Origin of the sequence: Paraburkholderia sp. RL17-368-BIF-A (assembly GCF_046054045.1) — a bacterium.
Lineage (GTDB): Bacteria > Pseudomonadota > Gammaproteobacteria > Burkholderiales > Burkholderiaceae > Paraburkholderia > Paraburkholderia graminis.
Genome location: NZ_JARESN010000018.1, coordinates 113462 through 138766 on the forward strand (window position 1 = coordinate 113462; position 25305 = coordinate 138766).

20 protein-coding genes, 1 other RNA gene and 1 pseudogene are annotated in these 25305 nt (G+C 63.9%); 12 read left to right on the plus strand and 10 right to left on the minus strand.

All coding sequences use genetic code 11. The features are described from left to right. Positions 1-70: 70 nt before the first annotated feature. The 4 genes from pheA to gyrA form a co-directional block, all read right to left on the minus strand. Complete coding sequence (pheA, locus tag P0D87_RS26010; RefSeq protein ID WP_006050249.1) at positions 71-1153, minus strand: prephenate dehydratase; 1083 nt, start codon at positions 1151-1153, stop codon at positions 71-73. A 75-nt stretch (positions 1154-1228) separates the two neighbouring features. Further along, on the minus strand, positions 1229-2311 hold the full coding sequence (gene serC / locus P0D87_RS26015) for a 3-phosphoserine/phosphohydroxythreonine transaminase (RefSeq protein WP_053858596.1): 1083 nt from the start codon (positions 2309-2311) through the stop codon (positions 1229-1231). Positions 2312-2627: 316 nt separating this feature from the next. Then, a complete protein-coding gene (locus tag P0D87_RS26020) occupies positions 2628-3230 on the minus strand; it encodes a DUF2059 domain-containing protein (RefSeq protein ID WP_006050247.1) in 603 nt (200 codons plus the stop codon). 138 nt (positions 3231-3368) lie between these two features. Beyond that, a complete protein-coding gene (gene gyrA / locus P0D87_RS26025; RefSeq protein WP_029967907.1) occupies positions 3369-6005 on the minus strand; it encodes a DNA gyrase subunit A in 2637 nt (878 codons plus the stop codon). Positions 6006-6492: 487 nt separating this feature from the next. On the opposite strand from gyrA, the gene ompA reads away from it, so the two are divergent. From ompA to P0D87_RS26050, 5 genes are all read left to right on the plus strand, one after another. Beyond that, a complete protein-coding gene (ompA, locus tag P0D87_RS26030; protein ID WP_006050245.1) occupies positions 6493-7140 on the plus strand; it encodes an outer membrane protein OmpA in 648 nt (215 codons plus the stop codon). Positions 7141-7284: 144 nt separating this feature from the next. Next, on the plus strand, positions 7285-7983 hold the full coding sequence (gene ubiG, locus P0D87_RS26035) for a bifunctional 2-polyprenyl-6-hydroxyphenol methylase/3-demethylubiquinol 3-O-methyltransferase UbiG (protein WP_006050244.1): 699 nt from the start codon (positions 7285-7287) through the stop codon (positions 7981-7983). 25 nt (positions 7984-8008) lie between these two features. Continuing rightward, positions 8009-8722: a phosphoglycolate phosphatase gene (gene gph / locus P0D87_RS26040; protein ID WP_006050243.1), complete on the plus strand. Its 714-nt coding sequence runs from the start codon at positions 8009-8011 to the stop codon at positions 8720-8722. Positions 8723-8871: 149 nt separating this feature from the next. After that, positions 8872-9241, plus strand: a transfer-messenger RNA (tmRNA) gene (gene ssrA, locus P0D87_RS26045). A 304-nt stretch (positions 9242-9545) separates the two neighbouring features. Beyond that, on the plus strand, positions 9546-9905 hold the full coding sequence (locus P0D87_RS26050; protein WP_029967911.1) for a COG4315 family predicted lipoprotein: 360 nt from the start codon (positions 9546-9548) through the stop codon (positions 9903-9905). 88 nt (positions 9906-9993) lie between these two features. Here the strand turns inward: P0D87_RS26050 and P0D87_RS26055 are convergent, their stop codons facing one another. Both P0D87_RS26055 and P0D87_RS26060 read right to left on the minus strand, forming a co-directional pair. Then, complete coding sequence (locus tag P0D87_RS26055; protein WP_029967912.1) at positions 9994-10257, minus strand: hypothetical protein; 264 nt, start codon at positions 10255-10257, stop codon at positions 9994-9996. Between the two features lie 121 nt (positions 10258-10378). Then, entirely contained in the window at positions 10379-11458 is a 1080-nt protein-coding gene (locus tag P0D87_RS26060; RefSeq protein ID WP_006050239.1) for a substrate-binding domain-containing protein, read from the minus strand. Between the two features lie 134 nt (positions 11459-11592). Here P0D87_RS26060 and P0D87_RS26065 point away from each other — a divergent pair, with 134 nt between their 5' ends. Genes P0D87_RS26065 through P0D87_RS26080 form a run of 4 tightly spaced genes read left to right on the plus strand, consistent with a single transcriptional unit; the run spans position 11593 to position 16893 of the window. Continuing rightward, positions 11593-12078: an NAD(P)H-dependent oxidoreductase subunit E gene (locus P0D87_RS26065; RefSeq protein WP_006050238.1), complete on the plus strand. Its 486-nt coding sequence runs from the start codon at positions 11593-11595 to the stop codon at positions 12076-12078. Next, positions 12075-13640 (plus strand): formate dehydrogenase beta subunit, encoded by a 1566-nt coding sequence (locus P0D87_RS26070; RefSeq protein ID WP_053858597.1) that lies wholly within the window; start codon positions 12075-12077, stop codon positions 13638-13640. Before P0D87_RS26065 ends, P0D87_RS26070 begins: the two co-directional genes overlap by 4 nt. Positions 13641-13655: 15 nt before the next feature. Further along, on the plus strand, positions 13656-16634 hold the full coding sequence (gene fdhF, locus P0D87_RS26075) for a formate dehydrogenase subunit alpha (RefSeq protein ID WP_053858598.1): 2979 nt from the start codon (positions 13656-13658) through the stop codon (positions 16632-16634). A 7-nt stretch (positions 16635-16641) separates the two neighbouring features. Next, entirely contained in the window at positions 16642-16893 is a 252-nt protein-coding gene (locus tag P0D87_RS26080; protein ID WP_006050235.1) for a formate dehydrogenase subunit delta, read from the plus strand. A 29-nt stretch (positions 16894-16922) separates the two neighbouring features. Here the strand turns inward: P0D87_RS26080 and P0D87_RS26085 are convergent, their stop codons facing one another. The 3 genes from P0D87_RS26085 to P0D87_RS26095 all read right to left on the minus strand — a co-directional run bounded on the left by P0D87_RS26085 (position 16923) and on the right by P0D87_RS26095 (position 20246). After that, on the minus strand, positions 16923-18650 hold the full coding sequence (locus P0D87_RS26085; RefSeq protein ID WP_053858599.1) for an FAD-dependent monooxygenase: 1728 nt from the start codon (positions 18648-18650) through the stop codon (positions 16923-16925). Positions 18651-18837: 187 nt separating this feature from the next. Beyond that, entirely contained in the window at positions 18838-19890 is a 1053-nt protein-coding gene (locus P0D87_RS26090) for a cation diffusion facilitator family transporter (RefSeq protein ID WP_053858600.1), read from the minus strand. Continuing rightward, entirely contained in the window at positions 19887-20246 is a 360-nt protein-coding gene (locus tag P0D87_RS26095) for an ArsR/SmtB family transcription factor (protein ID WP_035569918.1), read from the minus strand. Before P0D87_RS26095 ends, P0D87_RS26090 begins: the two co-directional genes overlap by 4 nt. Before the next feature lie 125 nt (positions 20247-20371). Between P0D87_RS26095 and P0D87_RS26100 the strand changes: the two genes are divergently transcribed. After that, a complete protein-coding gene (locus tag P0D87_RS26100; RefSeq protein WP_053858601.1) occupies positions 20372-22234 on the plus strand; it encodes a tetratricopeptide repeat protein in 1863 nt (620 codons plus the stop codon). Between the two features lie 197 nt (positions 22235-22431). Here P0D87_RS26100 and P0D87_RS26105 read toward each other — a convergent pair whose 3' ends face one another. Then, positions 22432-23733, minus strand: a complete 1302-nt coding sequence (locus P0D87_RS26105) for an MFS transporter (protein ID WP_053859078.1) — start codon at positions 23731-23733, stop codon at positions 22432-22434. 347 nt (positions 23734-24080) lie between these two features. Between P0D87_RS26105 and P0D87_RS26110 the strand changes: the two genes are divergently transcribed. Together P0D87_RS26110 and P0D87_RS26115 are read left to right on the plus strand one after the other, a co-directional pair. Then, positions 24081-24614 (plus strand): GNAT family N-acetyltransferase, encoded by a 534-nt coding sequence (locus tag P0D87_RS26110; RefSeq protein WP_029967924.1) that lies wholly within the window; start codon positions 24081-24083, stop codon positions 24612-24614. Positions 24615-24953: 339 nt separating this feature from the next. Next, positions 24954-25305: pseudogene (locus P0D87_RS26115) on the plus strand (hypothetical protein); the annotation flags it as partial.

Consider the following 25305-nt stretch of genomic DNA (forward strand, 5'->3'; position numbering starts at 1 on the left):
ATTGGAAAAGTCGCGGCGAGCGCGTCGGCATACTGCCTGACTCGCGCTTGCCCGCCGCGTGGCAGTGTTGTTAGCGGGCGCGCGGATACGAGCCCAGAATCTTCAGGAATGCTGCCTTCTCACCGAGTTCGGTCAGCGCGGCGGCCACTGCGGGATCGTCGCGATGGCCTTCGACGTCGATGTAGAAGTAGTACTCCCACGTGCCCACGCGCGCGGGCCGCGATTCGAAGCGCGTCATCGACACGCTATGGCGCGCGAGCGGCTCCAGCAGCTTGAACACCGCGCCCGGCTCGTTCGGCACGGACACGATCAGCGACGTCTGGTCATTGCCGCTCGCGCCCGTGCGCTCCTTGCCGATCATGACGAAGCGCGTGCGGTTGTGCGGATCGTCCTGAATCAGCGCGTAGGCGACCTGCAAACCGTAGTGAGTCGCCGCGCGATCGCCGGCGATGGCCGCGACGCTCGGATCTTCCGCCGCCATGCGCGCCGCTTCCGCGTTGCTCGATACCGCCTGGCGTTCCAGATGCGGCGCATTCGTCGCGAGCCAGCGCTGACATTGGGCGAGCGCCTGCGCGTGCGCGCAAACGCGCGTGACGCCGGTCAGGCCGCCGTTCAGCGTCAGCAGATTGTGATGAATCGGCAACGCAAGTTCGCCGCCGATGGTCAGTTGCGTTTGCAACAGCAGATCGAGCGTGCGCGACACCGCGCCTTCGGTCGAATTCTCGACGGGCACGACGCCGAATTCGGCAGCGCCCGCCTCGACGGAGCGGAATACTTCGTCGATCGACGGGCATGGCAGACCCTCGATCGACTGGCCGAAGTACTCGTGCATGGCCTGCTCGCTGTACGTGCCGACCGGCCCGAGATACGCCGCCTTGATGGTCTTTTCGAGCGCGCGGCTGGCGGCCATGATCTCGCGCCAGATTGCGCTGATGTGCTCGCTCGCAAGCGGGCCTTCGCTCATGTCCTGCAGACGCGCGATCACCTGCTGTTCGCGCTCGGGCCGAAACACCGGCGCGTTGAAATGCTTCTTGACCTCGCCCACTTCCAGCGCCACCGCGGCGCGCTGATTGAGAAGCGCGATCAACTGCGCGTCGAGCGCGTCGATGCGTTCGCGAAGCGGCTTGAGTCGATTATTGAGTTCGTCGTCCATGCGTGAAAACGGTCCTGCCGGTAGCTGCTGCAAAAATGCATGCTGAAAGGATACGCGCGCCGAATGCCGAAGCACTCAGGCGCTGTGGCGTTCGAATTCCTTCATGTATTCGACAAGCGCTTTGACGCCTTCGAGCGGGACCGCGTTATAAATCGACGCCCGCATGCCGCCGACGGACTTGTGGCCCTTGAGCTGCACCATTCCCCGCGCTTTCGCGCCGGCAAGGAAATCTTCGTTGCGCGACTCGTCGGCGAGGAAAAACGGTACGTTCATCCGCGAGCGCGAGCCACGCTCGACCTTGTTCAGATAGAAGCTGCTCGAGTCGATTGCGTCGTACAACAGCTTCGACTTTTCGACATTGCGCGCTTCCATCGCAGCGAGGCCGCCCTGCTTTTTCAACCACTTGAACACCAGCCCCGCGATGTAGATCGCGTAGGTGGGCGGCGTGTTGTACATCGAATTGTTTTCGGCGACCGTCTTCCATTCGAACGCCGACGGGCAAATGGGCATGGCGCGCTCCAGCATGTCCTCGCGCACGATCACCACCGTCACACCCGCCATGCCGATGTTCTTCTGCGCGCCGCCGAACAGCACGCCGTATTTGGCGATGTCCATGGGACGCGACAGGATGTGCGACGACGCGTCCGCCACTAGCGGGATGTTGCCGAGGTCGGGAATCTCGAATGTCTCGACGCCGTGGATCGTCTCGTTCGTGCACAGATGCACATAAGCCGGGTCGTCCGACAATTGCCACTCGGCAAATGCCGGCGCGCGCGTGAAGCCGTCCGCCGTCTGACCGCTCGCGGCGACGTGCACGGTGCCGTATTTCTGCGCTTCCTTGAAGGACTTTTGCGACCACGACCCGGTGACGATGAAATCGGCGCGGGGCTTGGAGCCCAGCAGGTTCATCGGCACGATCGCGTTTTCGCCGAGACCGCCGCCTTGCAGGAACAGAATCCGATGGCTCGCCGGCACGGCCAGCAATTCGCGCAGATCGACGAGCGCTTCCTCGTGGATCGACATGAATTCTTTCCCGCGATGGCTCATTTCCATCACGCTCATGCCGCTGCCTTGCCAGTCGAGCATCTCGTCGGCTGCCTGACGCAGCACTTCTTCGGGCATGGCCGCAGGGCCGGCGGAGAAATTAAAGACGCGCATCGTGAGATCCTGAAAGCGGTGCGAACACGAAAAGCCGGGGCGCTGGTCGGCGAGCCGGCGAGTCGGTCGCCGCGAAAACAAACTACCGGAAAGTGGCTACATCTATTGGCCGACGGGAATCGCGGTACTGGACCGCTGCAGCCTGGCAGACCGCTGCGGCGTGGACATTTCCCGCCGAAAAAAGTAATGGCCGCTTGCGCACTCGCGCAAACGGCCATTATCGCATTGTCCCCGCTAACCCGCCAAACGCGGCGGCCTGGAATCAGACCGCCGGGCGACGCGCTAGCGCAGTATCAGTGCAGCTTTCGCGTCGGGCTTACTTAGCCGGCTTGACCGAAGCGACTTCCTTGTCAGCCTGGTCGCGCGTTGCCTTGATCGATTGCGGCATGTACTTCTGCATCAAGCCATTGACGACGTCGCGGCCAACCTGGTCTTGAACCTGGATGAACTTGCGGCCGGTCGGGCTCTTGTAGAACGAAGTCAGATCCTTGATTTCCGACGTGCTGTAGTACTTCGCGTACGCGTCGTACTGAGCTTGCATTGCGTCCTGGCGGAAGCTGTCCGTCGCGAACACCTGGCCCGCGCCGTCAACCAGCTTCGGCACTGCATTCTTTTGCAGCGTCGGGACGGAAGCCTGCTTCTGCTTGTCCGTCAGCGTCTTGTTTTCGCTCAGCGCGTCCGACAGGATTGCCGGAACCAGCTGCTTTGCCTGCATTTGCGCGCTGTTGCCAATTGCGCCGACGAGCTTTTGCGCGTCGATTGCGTCCAGCAGGTCCTTGATGGCAGCCTGCTTGGCCGGATCAACCGGTGCTGCCGCAGCAGCCGGAGCCGACGAACCCGGGCTCTGCAGTGCTTGAGCCATGGCAAAGGTCGGCACGAGGGCAGCCAGCAACATCAGTTGTTTGAATCGTTTTTGCATCATTACTCCCTAATAGAAATTAACTTGAACTGCCAGCCGCGCAAGAAGCGTGTCGGCCCGACACGCTATATGTCCTGCGGAGCTTTCAATCAGTCACCGGGCGTGAAGCGAGAGCACGGTCAGCGGATCCAAATAGGATCAAGCCGCGCCGCCGTCTTCCCCGCCGTTACCACCTTCAGCGGGACCTTCGGCGTCACCTTCGACATCGCCTTCCGCTTCCGCCTCGGCAACCTGTTGCAGACCTGAAAGCTTGGTGCCTTCGTCAAGGCTGATGAGTGTAACACCTTGAGTTGCACGGCCCATTTCTCGAATTTCCGACACGCGCGTACGGATCAGAACGCCCGTGGTCGTGATCAGCATGATCTGCGCTTCCTGGTCGACCAGCGTGGCCGCAACGACCTTGCCGTTACGCTCGGACGTCTGGATTGCGATCATGCCCTTCGTGCCGCGGCCGTGACGGGTGTACTCGGTGATCGGCGTGCGCTTGCCGAAGCCGTTTTCCGTTGCGGTGAGCACCGACTGCTGCTCGTCGCCCGCCACCAGCAACGCAATCACGTTCTGGCCTTCGTCGAGTTGCATGCCGCGCACGCCGCGCGCCTCGCGGCCCATCGGCCGCACGTCGTTTTCGTCGAAGCGAACTGCCTTGCCCGAATCCGAGAACAGCATCACGTCGTGCTGACCGTCTGTGATGGCGGCGCCGATCAGGTAGTCGCCGTCATCCAGACCGACCGCAATAATACCCTTGCGCAACGGCCGACTGAAGGCTTCCAGCGGCGTCTTCTTTACTGTTCCTAACGCGGTCGCCATAAAGACGAACTTGTCTGCGGAAAATTCCTTAACCGGCAGCACAACATTGATCTTCTCGCCGTCTTGCAGCGGGAACATGTTGACGATCGGGCGGCCGCGCGAATTGCGCGAGCCCTGCGGCACTTCGTAGACCTTGACCCAGTACACGCGGCCGCGGTTCGAGAAGCACAGGATGTGATCGTGCGTGTTCGCGATGAAGAGCGTGTCGATCCAGTCGTCTTCCTTCATGGAAGTCGCCTGTTTGCCGCGACCGCCGCGCTTCTGCGCGCGATATTCCGACAACGGCTGCGATTTCACGTAGCCGGCGTGCGACATGGTCACGACCATCTCTTGCGGCGTAATCAGGTCTTCGGTGTTCAGCTCGGTGGCGTTCAGTTCGATCTTCGAGCGACGGGCGTCGCCGAATTCCGACTTGATCGACGTCAGTTCGTCGACGATGATCGCCGTAATGCGTTCCGGGCGAGCCAGAATGTCCAGCAGGTCGGCGATCTGCGCCATCACGTCGCGGTACTCGCCAATGATCTTGTCCTGCTCGAGACCCGTCAGGCGTTGCAGACGCATCTGCAGAATTTCCTGAGCCTGGGTGTCGGACAAACGGTAAAGGCCGTCGGCCTGCATACCGAAAGACGGATTCAATCCGTCAGGGCGATAGGCTTCGCGGCCACCCGCCGACGCGTTTTCCTGCTCCGCGCGCGACAACATCTCACGAACCAGCGACGAATCCCACGGACGCGCCATCAATTCCTGCTTGGCGATGGGCGGAGTCGGCGCGGCTTTGATAATCGCGATGAACTCGTCGATATTAGCGAGCGCAACGGCCAGACCTTCGAGCACGTGACCGCGCTCACGCGCCTTGCGCAGTTCGTATACCGTGCGCCGCGTCAGCACTTCCCGGCGATGCGACAGGAAGCACGACAACATCTCCTTCAGGTTCAGCAGCTTCGGCTGGCCGTCGACCAGCGCGACCATGTTCATGCCGAAGGTGTCCTGGAGCTGGGTCGCCTTGTACAGATTGTTGAGAACGACTTCAGGCACTTCGCCGCGCTTCAGCTCGATCACGACGCGCATGCCGCTCTTGTCGGACTCGTCGCGGATGTCGGAAATACCTTCGAGCTTCTTCTCGTTGACCAGTTCGGCGATACGCTCGAGCAGCGAGCGCTTGTTCACCTGATACGGCAATTCGTCGACGATGATCGCCATGCGCTGGCCGCGATCGATTTCCTCGAAGTGCGTGAGCGCGCGCATCACCACGCGGCCGCGGCCGGTGCGATAGCCGTCGCGCACGCCCGCCACGCCGTAGATGATGCCGGCGGTCGGGAAATCGGGCGCCGGAACGATCTCGATCAACTCGTCGATCGTGGCTTCGGGATTCTTGAGCAGGTGCTGGCACGCGTCGACAACCTCATTGAGGTTGTGCGGCGGAATATTCGTCGCCATGCCGACCGCGATGCCGGACGAACCGTTGATCAGCAGATTGGGAATGCGCGCCGGCAGAATGGCCGGCTCGTTTTCGCTGCCGTCGTAGTTCGGCGTGAAGTCGACCGTTTCCTTGTCGATGTCGGCGAGCAGCTCGTGGCCGATCTTCGCCATGCGGATTTCGGTGTAACGCATGGCCGCGGCGTTGTCGCCGTCGACGGAACCGAAGTTGCCCTGGCCGTCCACCAGCATGTAGCGCAGCGAAAAGTCCTGCGCCATGCGGACGATGGTGTCGTAAACAGCCGTGTCGCCGTGCGGGTGGTACTTACCGATGACGTCACCGACAATACGCGCCGACTTCTTGTACGCGCGGTTCCAGTCGTTGTTCAGTTCGTGCATCGCGTACAGCACGCGCCGGTGCACCGGCTTCAGGCCATCGCGAACATCGGGAAGCGCACGCCCTACGATCACGCTCATCGCGTAATCGAGATACGAACGGCGCATTTCCTCCTCGAGGGAGATTGGCAGAGTCTCTTTGGCGAATTGATCCATTATCCGTATCTTTTACGTGCGAAGGCGGCGAGAATCCGGCGCCCTCGCGTAAGCATTGCAGGCGCAATGCATCACGCGATTCTAACATGCCGGGAATCCGCGCCCGACCACGTCACGTCACCCGACGTATACCTATTAGCAAGCCGTCCCGAAAAAGTTCCGCGCGGCACTTCTTTTGGGCGGATCAGGCTCGATTCATGCGTGGGGCAATTCGCCGCCGAGCCATGACTGGCGGGACGCTGCGGGCGATTGCTTCTGTTGCGCATGCACCACAATTGGAAGGCGATTTGATCGGGGGCGGATTTTTTTATCGTCGGAAGGGAACGATATGGCAAAATGCCAACGCACAAAGAGTCAGACGCTGCTCGAAGTCTACACACAACGTTTTTTGTTCCGCACCAATGTTATACTTCGAGCAATGTATGACTTGTCTTCGTCAACAGGCTCGCAGTAAACCTGCGGTAATCTCAATTTCGAGAGGAGAAATATGAATAAACTTTCAAAGCTCGCGTTCATTGCAGCTACCGCGGTTATGGCTGCATCCGCCATGGCACAGTCGGTGCCGGCGTCGCGACAAGCTACCAATGACAACTGGGTGAATGGTACTGGCGAATACGTGTGGATGAACGGCACGAACGAGCTTTGCTGGCGCGATGCATTCTGGACGCCGGCAACGGCTAACGCAAAGTGCGACGGCGCACTGGTTGCCCAGGCTCCGACGCCGCCGGCTCCGGTCGCACCGGCACCGGCCATCACCAGCCAGAAGATCACCTATCAAGCTGACGCACTGTTCGACTTCGACAAGGCTGTCCTGAAGCCGGCTGGCAAGGAAAAGCTGGACGATCTGGCATCGAAGATTCAAGGCCTGAACCTCGAAGTCGTCGTGGCAACGGGTTACACGGACCGCATCGGTTCGGACAAGTACAACGACCGTCTGTCGCTGCGTCGCGCTCAAGCTGTGAAGGCGTACCTGGTCAGCAAGGGCATCGAATCCAACCGTATCTACACGGAAGGCAAGGGCAAGCGCAACCCGGTCACGACCGGCTGCAACCAGAAGAACCGCAAGCAACTGATCGCCTGCCTCGCACCGGATCGTCGCGTGGAAGTCGAAGTTGTCGGTACTTCGAAGCAGTAAGCTGCAAAACACGCAGTACCAAAAGCCCCGCTTCGGCGGGGCTTTTTTATTGCCGGCCGCATTTTGCCGCTCCGGTCCGTCGCCTATATACTCCGGGTTTATCCTCGAGCGCCCGCTCACCGCTCTCATCGAGGCAGCTTTGCCATGACCAACGCCGATCCCCACGAACTGCAGAAATTCAGCGACCTCGCACATCGTTGGTGGGACCCGAACGCCGAATTCAAACCGCTGCACGAACTCAACCCCGTCCGCCTGAACTGGATCGACGCCCACGCGCATCTGGCCGGCAAGCACGTGCTGGACATCGGCTGCGGCGGGGGCATCCTGTCGGAATCCATGGCAGGCCTCGGCGCGCACGTCAAAGGCATTGACCTGTCGAGCGAGGCACTCGGTGTCGCGGATCTTCACAGCCTTGAAAGTGGTGTAACCGTAAGTTACGAGGAAATCGCGGCCGAAGCGTTGGCCGCCCGCGAACCGGGCACCTACGACGTCGTCACCTGCATGGAAATGCTCGAGCACGTACCGCAGCCGTCGGCGATCGTCGAGGCGTGCAAGACGCTCGTCAAACCGGGCGGCTGGGTGTTCTTCTCCACGCTCAATCGCAACGTGAAGTCGTACCTGTTCGCCGTGATCGGCGCCGAATACATTGCGCGGATGCTGCCCAAGGGCACGCACGACTACGCGCGGTTCATCCGCCCGTCGGAGCTCGCCGGTTTCGTGCGCGCGGCGGGGCTGCGTACGGCGGACATCAAGGGTATCGTGTACCACCCGCTCAGCAAGCACTTCGCACTGTCCGCCGACACGAGCGTGAACTACATGCTCGCCTGCCGCCGCGACGCGTGATCCCCCACTGCCGACAAGAAAATCAATGAGCGATCCCACGCCCCTGCCCCAGCGCGAAGACAACGAAGATTCGCTCGGTCTTTGCCAAGCCGTGCTGTTCGACCTCGACGGCACGCTGGCCGACACGGCGCCCGACCTGGCCGCCGCCGTCAACAAGATGCGTCACGATCGCGGACTGGAAATGGTGCCGCTCGAAAAGCTGCGGCCGCTGGCGTCGGCCGGCGCGCGCGGGCTGATCTGCGGCGGGTTCGGCATTGGGCCGGACGACCACGAGTTTGCGTCGATGCGCGAGGAGTTTCTCGCCAACTACGAAGCCGACCTCTGCATCGAGACCACGCTGTTTCCCGGCATTCCCGAATTGCTCGACGAACTCGACGCGCGCGGCGTGCGCTGGGGCATCGTCACGAACAAGGTCGCGCGGCTGACGGAACCGCTGGTCGCACAACTCGGTCTGGAGGAGCGCGCAGGCTGCGTGGTGAGCGGCGACACGACGCCTCACTCGAAGCCCCACCCCGCGCCGCTGCTGTACGCGGCACGGGCGCTCGATGTGGCGCCGGAGCGCATCGTCTACGTCGGCGACGATCTGCGCGACGTGCAGGCGGGCTTCGCTGCCGGCATGAAGACCGTGGCCGCGGCATACGGCTATTGCGGCGACGACATCCCGCCCACGCAATGGCATGCGCAGCACGTTGTGCAGTCGCCAGCCGAGTTGCAGCGGCTGTTGCGCGATATCGGCTAACAACCCAATCGATGCGCGGCGCGGGTCGCCGTTACGCGCGGCTCGAACGGCACAGAAACGTCCCAGAAACGTGTCGAAAGCAAGCCGAGACACGGCCGTCAAATTATTGTAAAATCTACTTTGGCTCAACGTTCCGAGCAACGAACCGCGGGGGCGACCTGGTTTCGACAGGGGTTGCGAAGCGGCTAGGGCATGTCGAGGACCCGTCACCTCGTTAATCAATGGGAAAAACGTAACTGCAAACGACGATACGTTCGCACTGGCAGCCTAAGGGCCGCCGTCCTCTGCCTAGTTCACTGACGGGCTAGTGTCGCAAGACCGGTAGCAATACCGACAGAGGTCATATACGTCAGTTAAGCCTTGACGGAGTCACGACGTCCGGGTCGAAAATCTAGTGAATCGCCGTAGTGCAGCGTGTTCGTCCGCGTCACTACGGTTAAATCAAAAGACAGAACTAAACATGTAGAACTGGTCGTAGAGTGCTTCTGGACGCGGGTTCGATTCCCGCCGCCTCCACCACACACCTTGCAGCAAAGCGCACTGCTTTGCTCACCGCTTAAACTAGAACCCCGACGGCGTGAGCCTTTCGGGGTTTTTTGTTTTGCATCGCCGATGCATCGGCGGATGGACCGCGCCCCCCGCTGCCTGCCTGCTCCAACCGCCTCCCGCTGCCCAGAACTGCCCTTCAGGCCAGCACCGCGCGCGCGCGCGAAACACCCACCAAACACCCCCGGAATAAACCCACCTCCCCATCCGTTAATACTCACGCGCCGACGCACGCCGCGTCGCGCGCGAATCCACACAACAAACAGGAGCCGACATCATGCGCAAGACCCTCTTCTGCCTCGCCCTGCTCGCCTTGCAACAGAGCGCTTTCGCCGAGCCTCCGAAAGTGGTCGACGGCCGCTTCGTCAGTGCCGACGGCATGACGCTCTATACCTTCGACAAGGACACCACGCCCGGCGTGAGCGCGTGCACCGGCGGCTGCACGAGCTATTGGCCGGCCGCGGTCGCGAGTCCGTCGGACAAGCCGTCGGGGGACTGGACGCTGATCCCGTCCGCGGACGGCAAGCAGCAATGGGCATACAAAGGTCATCCGCTCTATCGCTACGCGGCCGACAAGCAGGCGGGCGACACCAAAGGAGACGGGTTCAAGGACGTGTGGCACACCGCAAAGCCCTGACCGTCGACACCCGCGAGCCCATAAAAAAACGCCGGCAAATTGCCGGCGTCGTCGAGATTCGTGCACTTCGAGCAGGCCGCTAAGCCTGCTATTCCTTCGGACATTGCAGATTGCAGCCGTTCGGATCGCCCAGGTCGCCGCGCTTGCGCATCGCCGATTTCTTGCCGGACTGATACTTGTCCGACGGCGCCGACGCGGCGAACGGCATTTGCGGATGTTCAGCAAGCCGGAACTGCTCCTGCAGAATGCCGCCCGGCACGCCCGGCGAGTTCTGCGCGACAGCGACCGAGGCGGTCGCGAGCAGCAAGCCGGCCGACGCGGCCGCAGCACATGCATGTAGAAGAACTTTCATATCGATTCGAAGCGCGGCGACGCGCGGGGTTGGCAAAAAACGGAAGCTTAGAGAGTATCGCAAACGAAAGCCATCCGCAGCGGCGAGCACGTGAGATGCGCGGCGCGTTGTTTACCACCGCTTACGCGCCCGCTCCGCTCAATCCCGCTTCGAGATCCACGAGCTTGCCGCAGTCACGCGGATCGTAGCCTTGCAGCCGATCGACGCTCGCATGAAACGCGCTGCTTCGCAGCAGTTCGATGACCGCCGACAGCGGCGCGCGCTCGAGCCGAGCGCGGTCACACGCGAAATAATAGTCTTCGTCGACAGCGGGGATGAAGTCGAGTCCGAAATGATGCGCGGCAGGTTCCACGCCGAAACCCACGTCCGCCATCCCGCTCGCGACGAACGCCGCGATCGCCGAATGCGTGAGTTCCGCCGACGCATAGCCGTTCACGCCATCCGGGTCGATGCCCAGCTTGCGCAGCGCCAGATCGAGCAGCATGCGCGTGCCGGAACCATGCTGCCGATTGACGAAGCGAATGTCGTCGCGAGAAAGATCTGAGAGGCCAAGAATCCGTTTCGGATTGCCCTTGCCGAGAAAGAGCCCCTGCTTGCGCCGCGTCAGATGCACGAGCACATGACGCTGTGGATCGAGCCAGCGCCGGTACGTGTCCGCACATGCCGCGCGAAACTCGCCTAGCGGCAAGTGGAAACCGGCCAGCTCGCACTCGCCGCGAGCGAGCGCGCTCACGGCATCGGCGCCATCGCGGTACTTGATGTCGACCGGAAGCTCCTGCGCGACCAAGGCGGTGACGAGCGCGGCCACCGCGTAACCATGCGACGCATGAATGCGCACGTGATCGACGGGCGGCGCAAGCCAGCGGTTCAGATCGCTCGCCACTTCGCTCGCGAGCGCCTGCATGTTGCCGTCGAGCCGTTCGCCGCACAGACGCTGCGCGCGCAGCACCGCTTGACCGAGTTCGGACAGCACGGAGCCGCGGCCGCGCTCCTTCGCGATCAGCGGACCGCCCAGACGCTCCTCGATTGCGCGCAACAAACCCCACGCATGACGGTAGGACAAACCCTTAAGCGTCGCCGCCTGCGCGATGCTGCCGGATTCGTCCACGAGAGCGAGCAGCGGCACGACGTCCGACAGGCTTGCCTCCCGGCCATCCGGGCCCTTCAATACTAGTTGAGCGTGGCACTCGATTCTGATCATATATGTGCAGGTATTTCCTATTGCATCGGCCGTTTCGCCCGCCTATCGTTCGGCTATCCCATATCGAATAGACGAAGCATAAGTGCACGCATTATGAATAACAAGTGCATATATGACTTTGGAGGAGCCCCCACTTGGACGATCTCATCGCCATCGCGCCGGAAGAGCTCGTAGCGCGCCACGCACAACCTGGCAGGTCGCTGCTGGCCGTGCTGCACGCGATTCAGGACGAACTCGGCTACGTGCCGCCCGCCGCCGTTCCACCTCTCGCACGCACGATGAACCTGTCGCGCGCGGAAGTGCACGGCGTCATCACGTACTACCACCATTTCCGCACGCAGCCGGCCGCGCCCGTCACGGTGCAACTGTGCCGCGCGGAAGCCTGCCGCAGCATGGGCACCGAGGCGCTCGCGCAGCACATCGAGTCGCATACGGGCTGCCGCTTCGACGCCGAACACAAAGCCGGCGCCGCGGTGGAACTGGAGTCGGTGTACTGCCTCGGCCAATGCGCGCTTTCGCCCGCGATGATGGTGAACGGCACGCTGCACGCGAAAATCACGCCGCAAAAATTCGACGCGATTTTCGCGGCTGCCAGCAAATGCGTGGAGGTGACGGCATGACGCGTATCTATGTTCCCCGCGATTCGTCGGCACTCGCACTGGGCGCGGACGCGCTCGCCGACGCGATCAAAGCCGAGGCGGCACGCCGCGGCATCACGATCGAACTCGTTCGCAACGGCTCGCGCGGCTTGTTGTGGCTCGAACCGCTCGTCGAAGTGCAAACCGCCGCAGGACGCATCGGTTACGCGAACGTCGACGAAAGCGACGTGGCCGCGCTGTTCGACGCAGGCTTTATCGACGGTGGCGAGCATGCGCGCCGCGTCGGCGTGGTCGACGAGATTCCGTATCTGAAGAAGCAGCAGCGCCTGACGTTCGCGCGCATCGGCATTACCGACCCGCTTTCCACCGACGACTACGTCGCGCACGGCGGCCTCGAAGGTCTGCGCAATGCGCTGCTGACCGACGGCGACGCCGCCTGCGAAGCGCTGATCGAATCGGGCCTGCGCGGACGCGGCGGCGCCGCGTTCCCGGCCGGCATCAAGTGGCGCACCGTGCGCGCCGCGAAGGCCGCGCAGAAGTACATCGTCTGCAATGCCGACGAAGGCGACTCCGGCACCTTCTCCGACCGCCTCGTGATGGAAAGCGATCCGTATGTGCTGATCGAAGGCATGATCATCGCGGGCGTCGTGACCGGCGCGACGGCGGGCTACATCTACGTGCGCAGCGAATATCCGCATTCGATCGCCACGCTCGAAGCGGCAATCGCGAAGGCGCGCGCCGCCGGCTGGCTCGGCGACAGCGTGCTCGGCTCCGCGCATCGCTTCGAACTGTTCGTCGCCAAGGGCGCGGGCTCGTATGTGTGCGGCGAGGAAACGGCGCTGCTCGAATCGCTCGAAGGCAAGCGCGGCATTGTTCGCGCGAAGCCGCCGGTGCCGGCGCTCGTCGGCCTCCACGGTCAGCCGACGGTGATCAACAACGTCATCACGCTGGCAACGGTGCCGATCATCTTCGCGCGCGGCGCGGCGTTCTACAAAGACTTCGGCATGGGCCGCTCGCGCGGCACTCTGCCGTTTCAGCTCGCGGGCAACGTCAAGCAAGGCGGGCTCGTGGAGCTTGCATTCGGCGTGACGCTGCGCGAACTGATTTACGACTATGGCGGCGGCACGGCAAGCGGCCGGCCGGCGCGCGCCGTTCAAGTGGGCGGCCCGCTCGGCACCTATCTGCCGGAAAGCCAGTGGGACATTCCGATGGATTACGAAGCGTATGCGGCGGTCGGCGCCGTGGTCGGTCACGGCGGCCTTGTCGTGCATGACGACACGTCGAATCTCGCCGAACTCGCGCAATACGCGATGCACTTCTGCGCGATCGAATCGTGCGGCAAGTGCACGCCGTGCCGCATCGGTTCGACACGCGGCGTCGAGGTGATCGCGCGCATGCGGAACGGCGATACGTCGACGCGGCAAGTGCAGTTGCTGCGCGATCTGTGCGACACGATGGTGTCCGGATCGCTTTGCGCGATGGGCGGCATGACGCCGTATCCGGTGATGTCTGCGCTCGACCATTTTCCTGAAGACTTCGGCCTCGCCGGCGCTGGCGCCGATGCACCGAAAGCTGCGGCCTGAACGAGGAGCCCAACTATGTCAGACATGCTCAACTCTACTGCCGGCGCCCCGAAGCAAGTCCCCTCGGCGGGCGGCTGCGGATCCGGCAACTGCGCGTGCAAATCGCAAGCGCAGGCTCAAACGCAAGCCCCGCGCTCGTACTTCGACGAAACCGATTTCGGCACGCCCGCGCGTCATGCGGACGTCGACGTGACGCTCGAAATCGACGGCCAGGCGGTTACCGTGCCGGCCGGCACGTCGGTGATGCGCGCCGCCGTCGAAGCAGGCGTGAACGTGCCGAAGCTCTGCGCGACCGATTCTCTGGAACCGTTCGGCTCGTGCCGTTTGTGTCTCGTCGAGATCGAAGGCAAGCGCGGTTATCCGGCCTCGTGCACGACGCCGGTCGAAGCCGGCATGAAAGTGCGCACGCAAACCGATCGTCTGCAATCGCTGCGCCGCAACGTGATGGAGCTGTACATCTCCGATCACCCGCTCGATTGCCTCACGTGCCCCGCGAACGGCGACTGCGAGCTGCAGGACATGGCGGGCGTGACCGGCCTGCGCGAAGTGCGCTACGGTTTCGACGGCGCGAATCACCTGAACGACAAGAAGGACGAATCGAATCCGTACTTCACCTACGATCCGGCGAAGTGCATCGTCTGCAATCGCTGCGTGCGCGCGTGCGAGGAAACGCAAGGCACGTTCGCGCTGACCATCGCCGGGCGCGGTTTCGAATCGCGCGTGGCCGCGAGCGAAAACCAGCCGTTCATGGATTCGGAGTGCGTGTCGTGCGGCGCGTGCGTGGCCGCTTGCCCGACCGCGACGTTGCAGGAAAAAACCGTGATCATGCTGGGCCAGGCCGAGCATTCGGCCGTCACCACCTGCGCGTATTGCGGCGTCGGCTGCTCGTTCAAGGCGGAGATGAAGGGCAACCAGGTCGTGCGCATGGTGCCGTTCAAGAACGGCCAGGCCAACGAAGGACACGCGTGCGTGAAGGGCCGCTTCGCATGGGGCTACGCAACGCACAAGGACCGCATCACGAAGCCGATGATCCGCGCGAAGATCACCGACCCGTGGCGCGAAGTGAGCTGGGAAGAAGCGATCAATTACGCGGCCTCGGAATTCCGCCGCATTCAGGCGAAGCACGGGCGCGATTCGATCGGCGGCATTACGTCGTCGCGTTGCACGAACGAAGAAACCTATCTCGTGCAGAAGCTCGTGCGCGCCGCGTTCGGCAACAACAACGTCGACACCTGCGCACGCGTTTGCCACTCGCCGACCGGCTACGGCCTGAAGACGACGCTCGGCGAATCGGCGGGCACGCAGACCTTCGCCTCGGTCGATAAAGCCGACGTCATCATGGTGATCGGCGCGAATCCGACCGACGGCCATCCGGTGTTCGCCTCGCGTCTGAAGCGCCGCGTGCGCGAAGGCGCGAAGCTGATCGTGGTCGATCCGCGCCGCATCGACATCGTCGATACGCCGCACGTGAAGGCATCGCATCATCTGCAATTGCGCCCCGGCACCAACGTCGCGGTGGTCAACGCGCTCGCTCATGTGATCGTCACCGAAGGGCTGCTGAACGAAGCGTTCATCGCCGAACGCTGCGAAGGCCGCGCGTTCGAGCAATGGCGTGATTTCGTCGCGCTGCCGGAGAATGCGCCCGAAGCAACGGAAGCCGTGACCGGCGTGCCGGCCAAGGACGTGCGTGAAGCCGCGCGCATCTACGCGACGGGCGGCAACGCGGCGATCTACTACGGCTTGGGCGTCACCGAACACGCGCAAGGCTCGACGATGGTGATGGGCATCGCGAACCTTGCGATGGCGACGGGCAACATCGGCCGCGAAGGCGTCGGTGTGAATCCGCTGCGCGGCCAGAACAACGTGCAGGGTTCGTGCGACATGGGCTCGTTCCCGCATGAGTTGCCGGGCTATCGCCACATCAGCGACACGATCGTGCGCTCGCAGTTCGAAGACGCGTGGAATGTCTCACTGCAAACCGAGCCGGGTCTGCGCATTCCGAACATGTTCGAAGCCGCGCTCGACGGCAGCTTCATGGGCCTGTACTGCCAGGGCGAGGACATCGTGCAGTCGGACCCGAACACGCATCATGTGGCGGCGGCGTTGTCGGCGATGGAATGCATCGTCGTGCAGGATATTTTCCTGAACGAGACCGCGAAGTACGCGCATGTGCTGCTACCCGGCTCGACCTTCCTCGAAAAGGACGGCACCTTCACGAACGCGGAGCGCCGCATCTCGCGCGTGCGCAAGGTCATGCCGCCGGTGCCGGGTTACGCCGACTGGGAAGTCACGCTGCTGCTCTCGCGCGCGCTCGGCTACGAAATGGACTACACGCATCCGTCCGAAATCATGGACGAGATCGCGCGTCTCACGCCGACCTTCCACGGCGTGTCTTACAAGAAGATCGACGAGCTGGGCAGCATCCAGTGGCCGTGCAACGAAGAGGCGCCGGACGGCACGCCGACCATGCACGTCGACACGTTCGTGCGCGGCAAGGGCAAGTTCGTGATTACGAAGTTCATCGCGTCGCCGGAAAAAGTCACGCGCAAGTTCCCGCTGCTGCTGACGACGGGGCGCATCCTGTCGCAGTACAACGTGGGCGCGCAAACGCGGCGCACGGAGAACTCGCGCTGGCACGACGAGGACCGTCTCGAACTGCATCCGCACGACGCGGAAGAACGCGGCATCAAGACGGGCGACTGGGTCGGCATCGAATCGCGCGCGGGACAAACCGTGCTGCGCGCGAAAGTGACCGAGCGGATGCAGCCGGGCGTCGTTTATACGACGTTCCACTTCCCCGAATCGGGCGCGAACGTGATCACCACCGAGAGTTCGGACTGGGCCACCAACTGTCCGGAATACAAGGTGACCGCCGTGCAGGTGATGCCGGTCGAACAGCCGTCCGAGTGGCAGAAGGAGTATTCGCGCTTCAACGCGGAGCAACTCGAGTTGCTCAAGCAGCGCGAGCTGGCCAACGCGACGTCGGGTAAGTGAGGCGACGATGGACACTCAGAATCTGATCGACATGGCGAACCGCATCGGCGATTTTTTCGATTCGATGCCGGATCGCGAAGAAGCCATCACCGGTGTCGCCGACCATATCCGCCGCTTCTGGGAGCCGCGCATGCGGCGCGCGCTGCTCGCAGCGCTCGATGCGCCGCAGGCGGGCGGCATCGAGATGTCGGCAATCGTGAAGGAAGCGCTCGTGAAGAACCGCGAGCGTCTGACGCCCGCTGAGCCTTCCATCGCGTGATGACTGCGTGACCGGAGCAGACGGCCATCTCACACGGCCGTCTGCTCCGGTATCTGTCCATCGACGGTGAACCACGCTTCACAGTGCCGCAACAGGCCGTTCAGATCCGAGCCTGTGCGTCCGCGCGCGCTGATGTAGCCGTCGGGCCGCAGCAGATAAAACGACGGCCGCGTGCGTCCATACGATTCGGCCAGCGACGGCCCGCCGTCGCCGCTTGTGTCCGTCACGCGCCAGATGCGCACCGCCCCTTCCAATAGCTTCTCCATGTCGGCCGTCAGCCGCTCGAGTTCGGCGTCGGCCGGCGGCGCGTGTTTGGCGTCGGGATCGAGCGGTTTGTCGTCGGCGGGCAACGGCGGCACGAGCAGAAACAGCGAGAAAAACGCCGGGTCGTGCAGATCGTAAATACAGCCGATGCCGGGCGCTCGCCCAAGCGGACCGTCGACCACATGCACGACCGCATCCGGCGCGCGTTCGCCCGCGCGCGGTCCGCCGTCGAGCACGCGCTCAAGCGTCAGCGGACTGCGCCGGTACTGGATCGACAACTCGCTGATCGTGAGCCGCGCCGCGTCGCGCAGCGGACCGAGCGCGGCAAGAACCGGCATCACCCGCTCGCGCAGCAGCTTGAGCGGACCGTGATCCGCCTCGGCCATCTGCGTGATGAAGCCGGTTTGCCGCAGCACGTCGCGCTCGATCGGATGCCGCTCGATATGGTAGGTGTCGAGCAGGCGATCGGGCGCGGCACCCTTAAATACGCGCGCGAGCTTCCAGCCGAGATTGAACGCTTCCTGAATGCCCGTGTTCATGCCTTGCGCGCCGGCCGGGCTGTGCACATGCGCAGCGTCGCCGGCAAGGAACACGCGCCCGACGCGCAGGCGCTCCACCATCCGGCTGTTCACATGGAAGTACGAGGACCACGCAAGCTCGGATACGTCGACGCGTTCATGCACGCGCCTCGCAACGAGCGCCTTGCATTCGTCGAGCGACGGCGCTCGCACACGTGCGAGCGGCGGCTCGCCGAGCACCACCGGCGAGAGCGGCGCGGCAGCGACCGGCGTCGGCTCCACCGCATGATCCGCGATCAGACGATGCCGGCCGTGTCCCATCGGAAACAGTGCAACGAGACCTTCGCCTGAAGCGAAGATGTGAAATTCGTCGTCGGGCCAATCGGTTTCGGCATGAACATCGGCGAGCAGAAAGGTCTGCTCCGACGTCTTGCCCACGAAGTTGAGGCCGAGCCCGTGGCGGATCGCGCTGTGCGCGCCATCGGCGGCGATCATGTAGGACGGACGCAGCGTTTCCGTGTGACCGTCGGCGCGCCGCAGCGTCGCCTGAACGCCGACCGAGCCTTGCGAGAACATCGTGAGTTCGACGCCGCGCTCGATCGTCACGCCGAGCGTCGCGAGATGCTCGGTGAGCAAACGCTCGGTCACCGACTGATCGAGAAACAGCAGATACGGATAGCGCGTGTGCAGCGGATCGAAGTCTAGCTGCGCAAGGCGCATGCCGTTCGAAAACAGATTGGCGACGCGCGCGCGATGGCCGAGTTCGAGAAACCGTTCGGCCAGCCGATGCTGCTCCAGCAGTTCAAGCGTGCGCGCCTGAATGCCGATGGCCCGCGAATATGGGTTCGGCTGCATCGCGCGGTCGATGAGACGCACGGGGATGTGAGCGCGCGCGAGACTCATGGCGGCGGCGAGCCCGGTCGGCCCCGCCCCGACGATCAGCACCGGCGACGCATTATTAGCAGCAGCGTTCATGCGAAACTCCGCAGACCACAGTGCGCTCTAGTGTACAACCCGCGCCCGCGCGCCGGACTGCGGGCTGCATCGGATGCGAGGCGTATCGCGCATAGCGGTCGGGCTCGCGGCGGCCGTCCGCGCTTGCGTGTTCCGCGATGTACGTCGGCGACGCGTTATGCATGAATGCGCGCTTTCGTCGCGTGCTTCAGCGCGCAGTGTGCGGATGCTCCATCGCGCAACGATGATCGGTCGTGCCGAGGTCCACTTGCAGCGTCGCGTGCTGCATCGAAAAACGTTCGCGCAACGCGAGCACGATGCCGTCGAGCCGCTCGTCGCCGGGATGGCCTGCCGGCATCACGAGATGCGCGCTGAGCGCGTTGCCGGTGGTGGACAGCGCCCAGATGTGCAGATCGTGCACGTCCTCGACACCGGGCTGATCGGCGAGATAGTCGCGGATGCGCTCGACATCGACGCCCGAGGGCACCGCATTGAGCGCGAGGCGCACCGAGTCGCGCAACAGACCCCACGTACCGTAGACGACAACCGCGACCACGAGCAGGCTCATCAGCGGGTCCAGCCACGTCCAGTTGGTGTAGAGAATCACGAGGCCGCTGATCGCGACCGCCGCGGACACGCCGGCGTCGGCGGCCATGTGCAGAAAGGCGCCGCGGATGTTCAGGTCTTCCTTCTGCCCGCGCATGAACAGACACGCGGACAGTCCGTTGACGACCATGCCCACCGCCGCGACGACGAACACCGCGAGGCCCGCGACGGGCGCCGGGTTCATCAGCCGGTCGATGGCTTCCGCGACGATCACGCCGCACGCGAACAGCAGCAGCGCCGCATTCGCCAGCGACGCGAGTATCGACGAACTGCCGTAGCCGAACGTGTAGCGCGCGGAAGGACGGCGTGTCGCGAGCCAGACGGCGCCCCATGCGAGCAGCAGGCCGAGCACGTCGGAGAGATTGTGGCCGGCGTCGGCGAGCAGCGCGGTCGAATGCGCGAGCACGCCGTACACGGCCTGGATCACGACGATCGCGACGTTCAGCGCGACGGCCAGCGCGAACGCGAAGCCGTGGCCGGCTACGGGCGCGTGGTGGTGATGATGGCCGTGGCCGTGGTCGTGGCTGTGTGAGTGCGAGTGGTGTGTGCCGTGGTTGTGGCCGTGGTCGTCGTGGTGGTGTTTGCCGTGACCGTGACCGTGACCGTGACTGTGCGTGTCCTGTTGCCCATCTTCTCTTTCTTCGATTGTCTTCATGGCAGATCCAATGCGTCGTCACTGGTAGGCTCGGCGACGTGTTCAAGCATGCCGGCCAGCATCGCGCTGATGTGGCGATCGGCGGCGAAATAGAAAACCTGTTTGCCCTGCCGCTGCGCCCGCACGATCCGCGCCGCGCGCAACAGCCGCAAATGATGACTCACGAGCGACGGCGACAAACCGAGCTCGTCGGCAATCGCACCGACCGCGCGCCGGCCGTCGACGCAAGCGAGCACGATGCGCAGCCGCGTCGGATCGCCGAGCAGGCGAAACAGATCGGCGAGCGGCGCGACGCTTTTTGCCGCGTGCGGCTCGAAGCCCGCAGGCGATGGCGCAGAGACCGTAGCAGGAATCATGGCAGCGTACATATGAACAGGTATTCACAGGTTAAGCGAAAGCCGCGCAACGGGTCAAACCGGAGCGAGCCTCCGCGAGTGTGGGAAAATGCGGCCTCTGCCTCACCCGACTACCATCCCCCGTCATGCAACCTGTATTTGACCGCGCTTTCGCGGCGCATCGTGACGGCCGCCTCGACGACGCCGAACGCGGCTACCGCGCGACGCTCGACGGCAATCCCGCGCACGTCGACGCGTTGCATCTGCTGGGCGTGCTGCGCCATCAGCAGGGCCAGCACGCCGAAGCCGCCGAGCTGGTGCGGCGCGCGGTCAACCTGCGCCCGCAAGACGCCGCGCTGCAGCTGAACCTCGGCAACGCGCTGAAGGCCCTCGGCCAGATCGACGAGGCCATCGACCAGTTCCGCAACGCGCTGACGCTCGCGCCGTCGTTCCCGATGGCGCACTACAACCTCGGCAACGCGTATGCGGCGACGGGCCGTCACGAGGACGCCGCGGACGCGTTCCGCCGTTCGTTGCACCTGCAACCGGACGACGCCTCCTCGCACAACAATCTCGGCAACGCGCTGCACGCGCTCGGGCGTCACGAGGAAGCCATCGCGTCGTTCCGGCGCACGCTCGAGCTGCGCCCCGGACACGCGGGCGCGCTGAACAACATGGGCATGTCGCTCAATGCGCTCGGCCGCGCAGACGAAGCGATTCCCTGCTTCAAGGCCGCGTTGGCCGCCGAGCCGCGCTTCGTCGCCGCGCATTTCAACCTCGCCAATACGTTCGACGCCACCGGCCGCCACGCGCAAGCCGTCGCGTCGTTCGAAGCGGCGCTCGCGTTGCAGCCGAACCTACCGCCCGCCATCTACGGCATGGGCAATGCGCTGGCCGCGCTCGGGCGCCACACGGAGGCGATACCGTATCTCGAACGCTCGGTCGGGCTCGATCCGCAATTCGCGCTCGCCTGGCTGAGTCTCGGCACCGCGCACCAGGCGCTGGGCGCGCACGCCACTGCCCTGCGCGCATTCGATCAGGCGTTGCGCTTGCAGCCCGATCTCGCGTCCGCGCATATGAACCGCGCGCTCGCGTGGCTCGCGTTGGGCGATTTCGCGCGCGGCCTGCCGGAATACGAATGGCGTCTGCAAACCGTCGCCGAACCGGCCATCGAGACCGTGCCGCGCTGGCACGGCGAGCCGGCCGCGCAGCGCACGCTGCTGATCCACGCGGAACAGGGTTTCGGCGATACGCTGCAGTTCGTGCGCTTCGTCCAGCTCGCCGCGCAGCGTGCCGCGCGCGTCGTGCTCGAAGTGCAGCCGCCGTTGCTGCCGCTGCTGGCGCCGGTCGCGGAAGCGTGGCGCGTGACGCTCATCGCGCGAGGCGCGCCGCGCCCCGCCGCCGACATCCAATGCCCGTTGCTCAGCTTGCCGCTCGCGCTCGGCACGACGCTCGCCACGATTCCCGAGCGCACGCCTTATTTGAGCGCGCCGCCCGCGTATCGGCGCAAATGGCGCGGTTCGATCGGCGGCCAGGCGAAGCGTAAGATCGGGCTCGCGTGGTCCGGGCGCATCCAGCAAAACGAAACGCGTTCGATGCCGCTCGCCGCGCTCGAGCCGCTTTTTGCGCTCGAAGGCATCGACTGGATTGTGCTGCAGCCTCACCTCAGCGCCGAAGAACGCGCGGCGCTCGACGGACATCCGCGCGGCGGGCATCCGCGCGGCGGGTCGATTCATCGGTTCGACGAGCGGATCGGCGACTTCGCGGATACGGCGGCGATCATCGAACGGCTCGATGCGGTGGTGTCGATCGATACGTCAATTGCGCATCTCGCCGGCGCGCTTCGCAAGCCGCTGTGGCTGATGCTGCCGTTCGCGCCCGACTGGCGCTGGTGTCACGACGACACGCGCAGCCCGTGGTACGCCAGTGCGAAGCTGGTGCGCCAGCCACGGCCGGGTGCGTGGCGCGAAGTGGTGGAAGCCGTCGCGGAAGAACTGCGCCGCGGCTAGCGTCGCGCGTTGAACAAAGCGCTGAACAAGCGTTGAATCCGCGCGGAAATCGCGAGTCAAGCCAACAAACAAAAACCCTGCAGCGAAGCTCGCGTGCAGGGTTTTAATGACCATCTCAATGCGACCCCGCGTTCCGTCGAGCGCGGGGTTTCCTTTTATGCGCCGACGCCGCAGCAGACGTCAGCGCGCGCCACGCCTCACGCGCCCTTGTATTGATTGCGCGATTCAGGCGTGCGGTACAACACGAGCGTCGCGATCAGTCCGCAGATCGCCGCCACGCCGAGGAAGAGACCCGGCGCCGCCTTGTTTTCGGTGGAATGAATCAGCAGCGTCGAAATGGCCGGCGTGAAGCCGCCGATCGTCGTCGCGAGACTGTAAGCCAGCGAAAAGCCCGCAGTGCGCACTTCGACCGGCATCACTTCGGTCAGCGCGACGACCATTGCGCCGTTGTAGCTGCCGTACAGGAACGACAGCCACAGCTCGACCGTGAGCAGACGCGCGAACGACGGCTCGGCGACGAGCCATTGCAGCGCCGGATAAGCGCTCACGATGGTCAGCGCGGTAAAAGCCAGCAGCACCGGACGACGGCCGACGCGATCCGACAGCGCGCCCGCGAGCGGCAACCAGATCAGATTCGACAGGCCGATACACACGGTGACGACGAGCGTGTCGATCGCCGACAGCTTCAGCACTTCCTTGCCGAACGTCGGCGTGTAAGCGGTGATCATGTAGAACGACACCGTCGTCATGATGACCATGCCCATGCCGCCCAGCACCGTGACCCAGTTCGCGGCCATGCTCTTCATGATCTCGCCCATGCCCGGACGATGCTTGCGCGCGGAGAACTCCGCGGTTTCCTTCAGCGAACGGCGGATTATGAACAGGAACGGCACGATCAGGCAGCCGATCAAAAACGGCACGCGCCAGCCCCATGCGCTCATCTGGTCGGCGGGCAGCGTCTTGTTGAGCATCACGCCGATCAGCGCGGCGAACACCACGGCGACCTGCTGGCTGCCCGACTGCCACGCGCAATAGAAGCCCTTGTTTCCCTTGGTGGCAATTTCCGACAGATACACCGACACGCCGCCGAGTTCGACGCCCGCGGAAAAGCCTTGCAGCAGCCGGCCGAACAGCACGAGCACCGGTGCGAGCACGCCGATCGTCGCGTAGCCTGGAATGGACGCCACCGTGAGCGTGCCGAGCGCCATCAGCCCGAGCGTGAGGATGAGCCCCTTGCGCCGGCCATGATGATCGATGTACGCGCCGAGGACGATCGCGCCGAGCGGCCGCATCAGGAAGCCCGCGCCGAACACGGACAGCGAGAGCATCAGCGACGCAAATTCGCTGCCGCTCGGAAAGTAGGTCTTGGCGATCGCGGACGCGTAGTAGCCATAGACCATGAAGTCGTACATCTCAAGAAAGTTGCCGCTGACCACGCGGAACACTGTCTTGACCTTGGATTCTTCCGACGAAGAAATAGCGTGGGACGCTGTTGACATTGACGTTCTCTGATAAGCCCACGCCGCGCGAACGACGGCGATCTGGCAGTTGAAACGGGCCGCCTTGTCGAACTGACGGATGCCACAGGCAAACGGCCGCTGCGGATAGCGCCGCGCCGAGGGGCGCAGCATTTTGCAAGCGAAGGCGCTGGAGCGGTATCAGGGTAAACGTTGTGAACCGCCGGGAGCCGCGCCGCCACATGTTACCGTCGATGGCACTGTTGCGTATTCCCTACATTTTCATTACAGCCGGCCCGGCGGCGGGCGGCCGCTAAAATTGCGATTCAGCCATTCCCGTCGATGCCGTTCCCATCCTTCCCATCCTTCCCACGCTTCCCATGCCTCTCATGCAGACCGCCCCTGCCTTGTCGCTGCGCACCGCCACCGTCGCCGACACCGCGCTCATCGCGTCGATTCACACCACGAGTTGGCGCGCCACTTACCGTGGCCTGCTGCCCGACGCTTTTCTCGACGGCGAGGTCGCGCAGGAACGCGCCGACTGGTGGCAGGCGCGCATGCGCGCGCCGGGCGGCGAGCGCCGCATCGTGCTGATCGCGGTGCTGGACGATAAGCCGATCGGCTTCGTCTGTGTCGAGCGTCAGCCGGAGTCCGCGTGGGGCGTGCTGCTCGACAACCTTCACGCACTGCCGGGCTACCAGGGAATCGGCGTCGGGAAGCTGTTGATGCGCGCAGCCAAAGACTGGGCTCGTACGCAAGGTGAGACGCAACTGCATCTGTATGTGCTCGAAGGCAATATGCCCGCGATCGGCTTTTATGAGCGGCAAGGCTGGCAGTTCGCCGGCGCGGAACCGGACCGCATGGGCGGCGTGGACATCACCGCGCTGCGTTATGTTTATCGATTGGACGGGGCTGGCGTTTGATCCGCGTTTGACCGACGTTTGTCGTGTCCGTTAGCGCAGATCCAGGAAGTATCCGCAGGTACTTTGCGAAGCTTCCGAGCGTTACGGCGTTTCATTCCAGCGCATCATCTTCTCTTCCCGACGATGGCTTTCCACGCACGGCGCCGATGCGTCCTTCCGCATGCGTGCGAGCGCGTGTTGGTGGGTTGCTGCGCCTCTGCGCTGTTGCCCTCGCATGCACGCGCGAGGCGCTTTCGCGTGATGTTTTTGCGTAGCGTTTTTGCGTAGCGCGCCGAGCCCCTCGTCACCGACCCACGGATGCCCAGGCGGCGTCCCTCCCCGAGGCGCTGCAAGAGAGCGATGTCCACCACACCGTTAACCGTAGTCGAAGGCGCGATGGCGTTGCCGCGCTCGCGCCCGTTCAATGATGTGCCGGCGCCATTTGGCCGCGGCTGGACCTTGCTCGCGCCATGCTATTCGCTGGACAGGGGGCTACACGGGCTGTACCGCGCGGTCCTCGAAACGTTTGATTTGAGCCAGCAGCCGATTCGCTCGTTTTGTCGATGGGTGGCGCCGGAGGGTCGGCGTGGGGATGCGGTGGCTGCGATGGGTGCGGGGTCGGTGGGTGGCGAGGGGGCGTCGCGGATTGGCGAAGGGGTGGAGGTAGAGGCGTTGGAGGTTCCGTGGGGGGTGGCTTCTGCGGGTTCTGCGG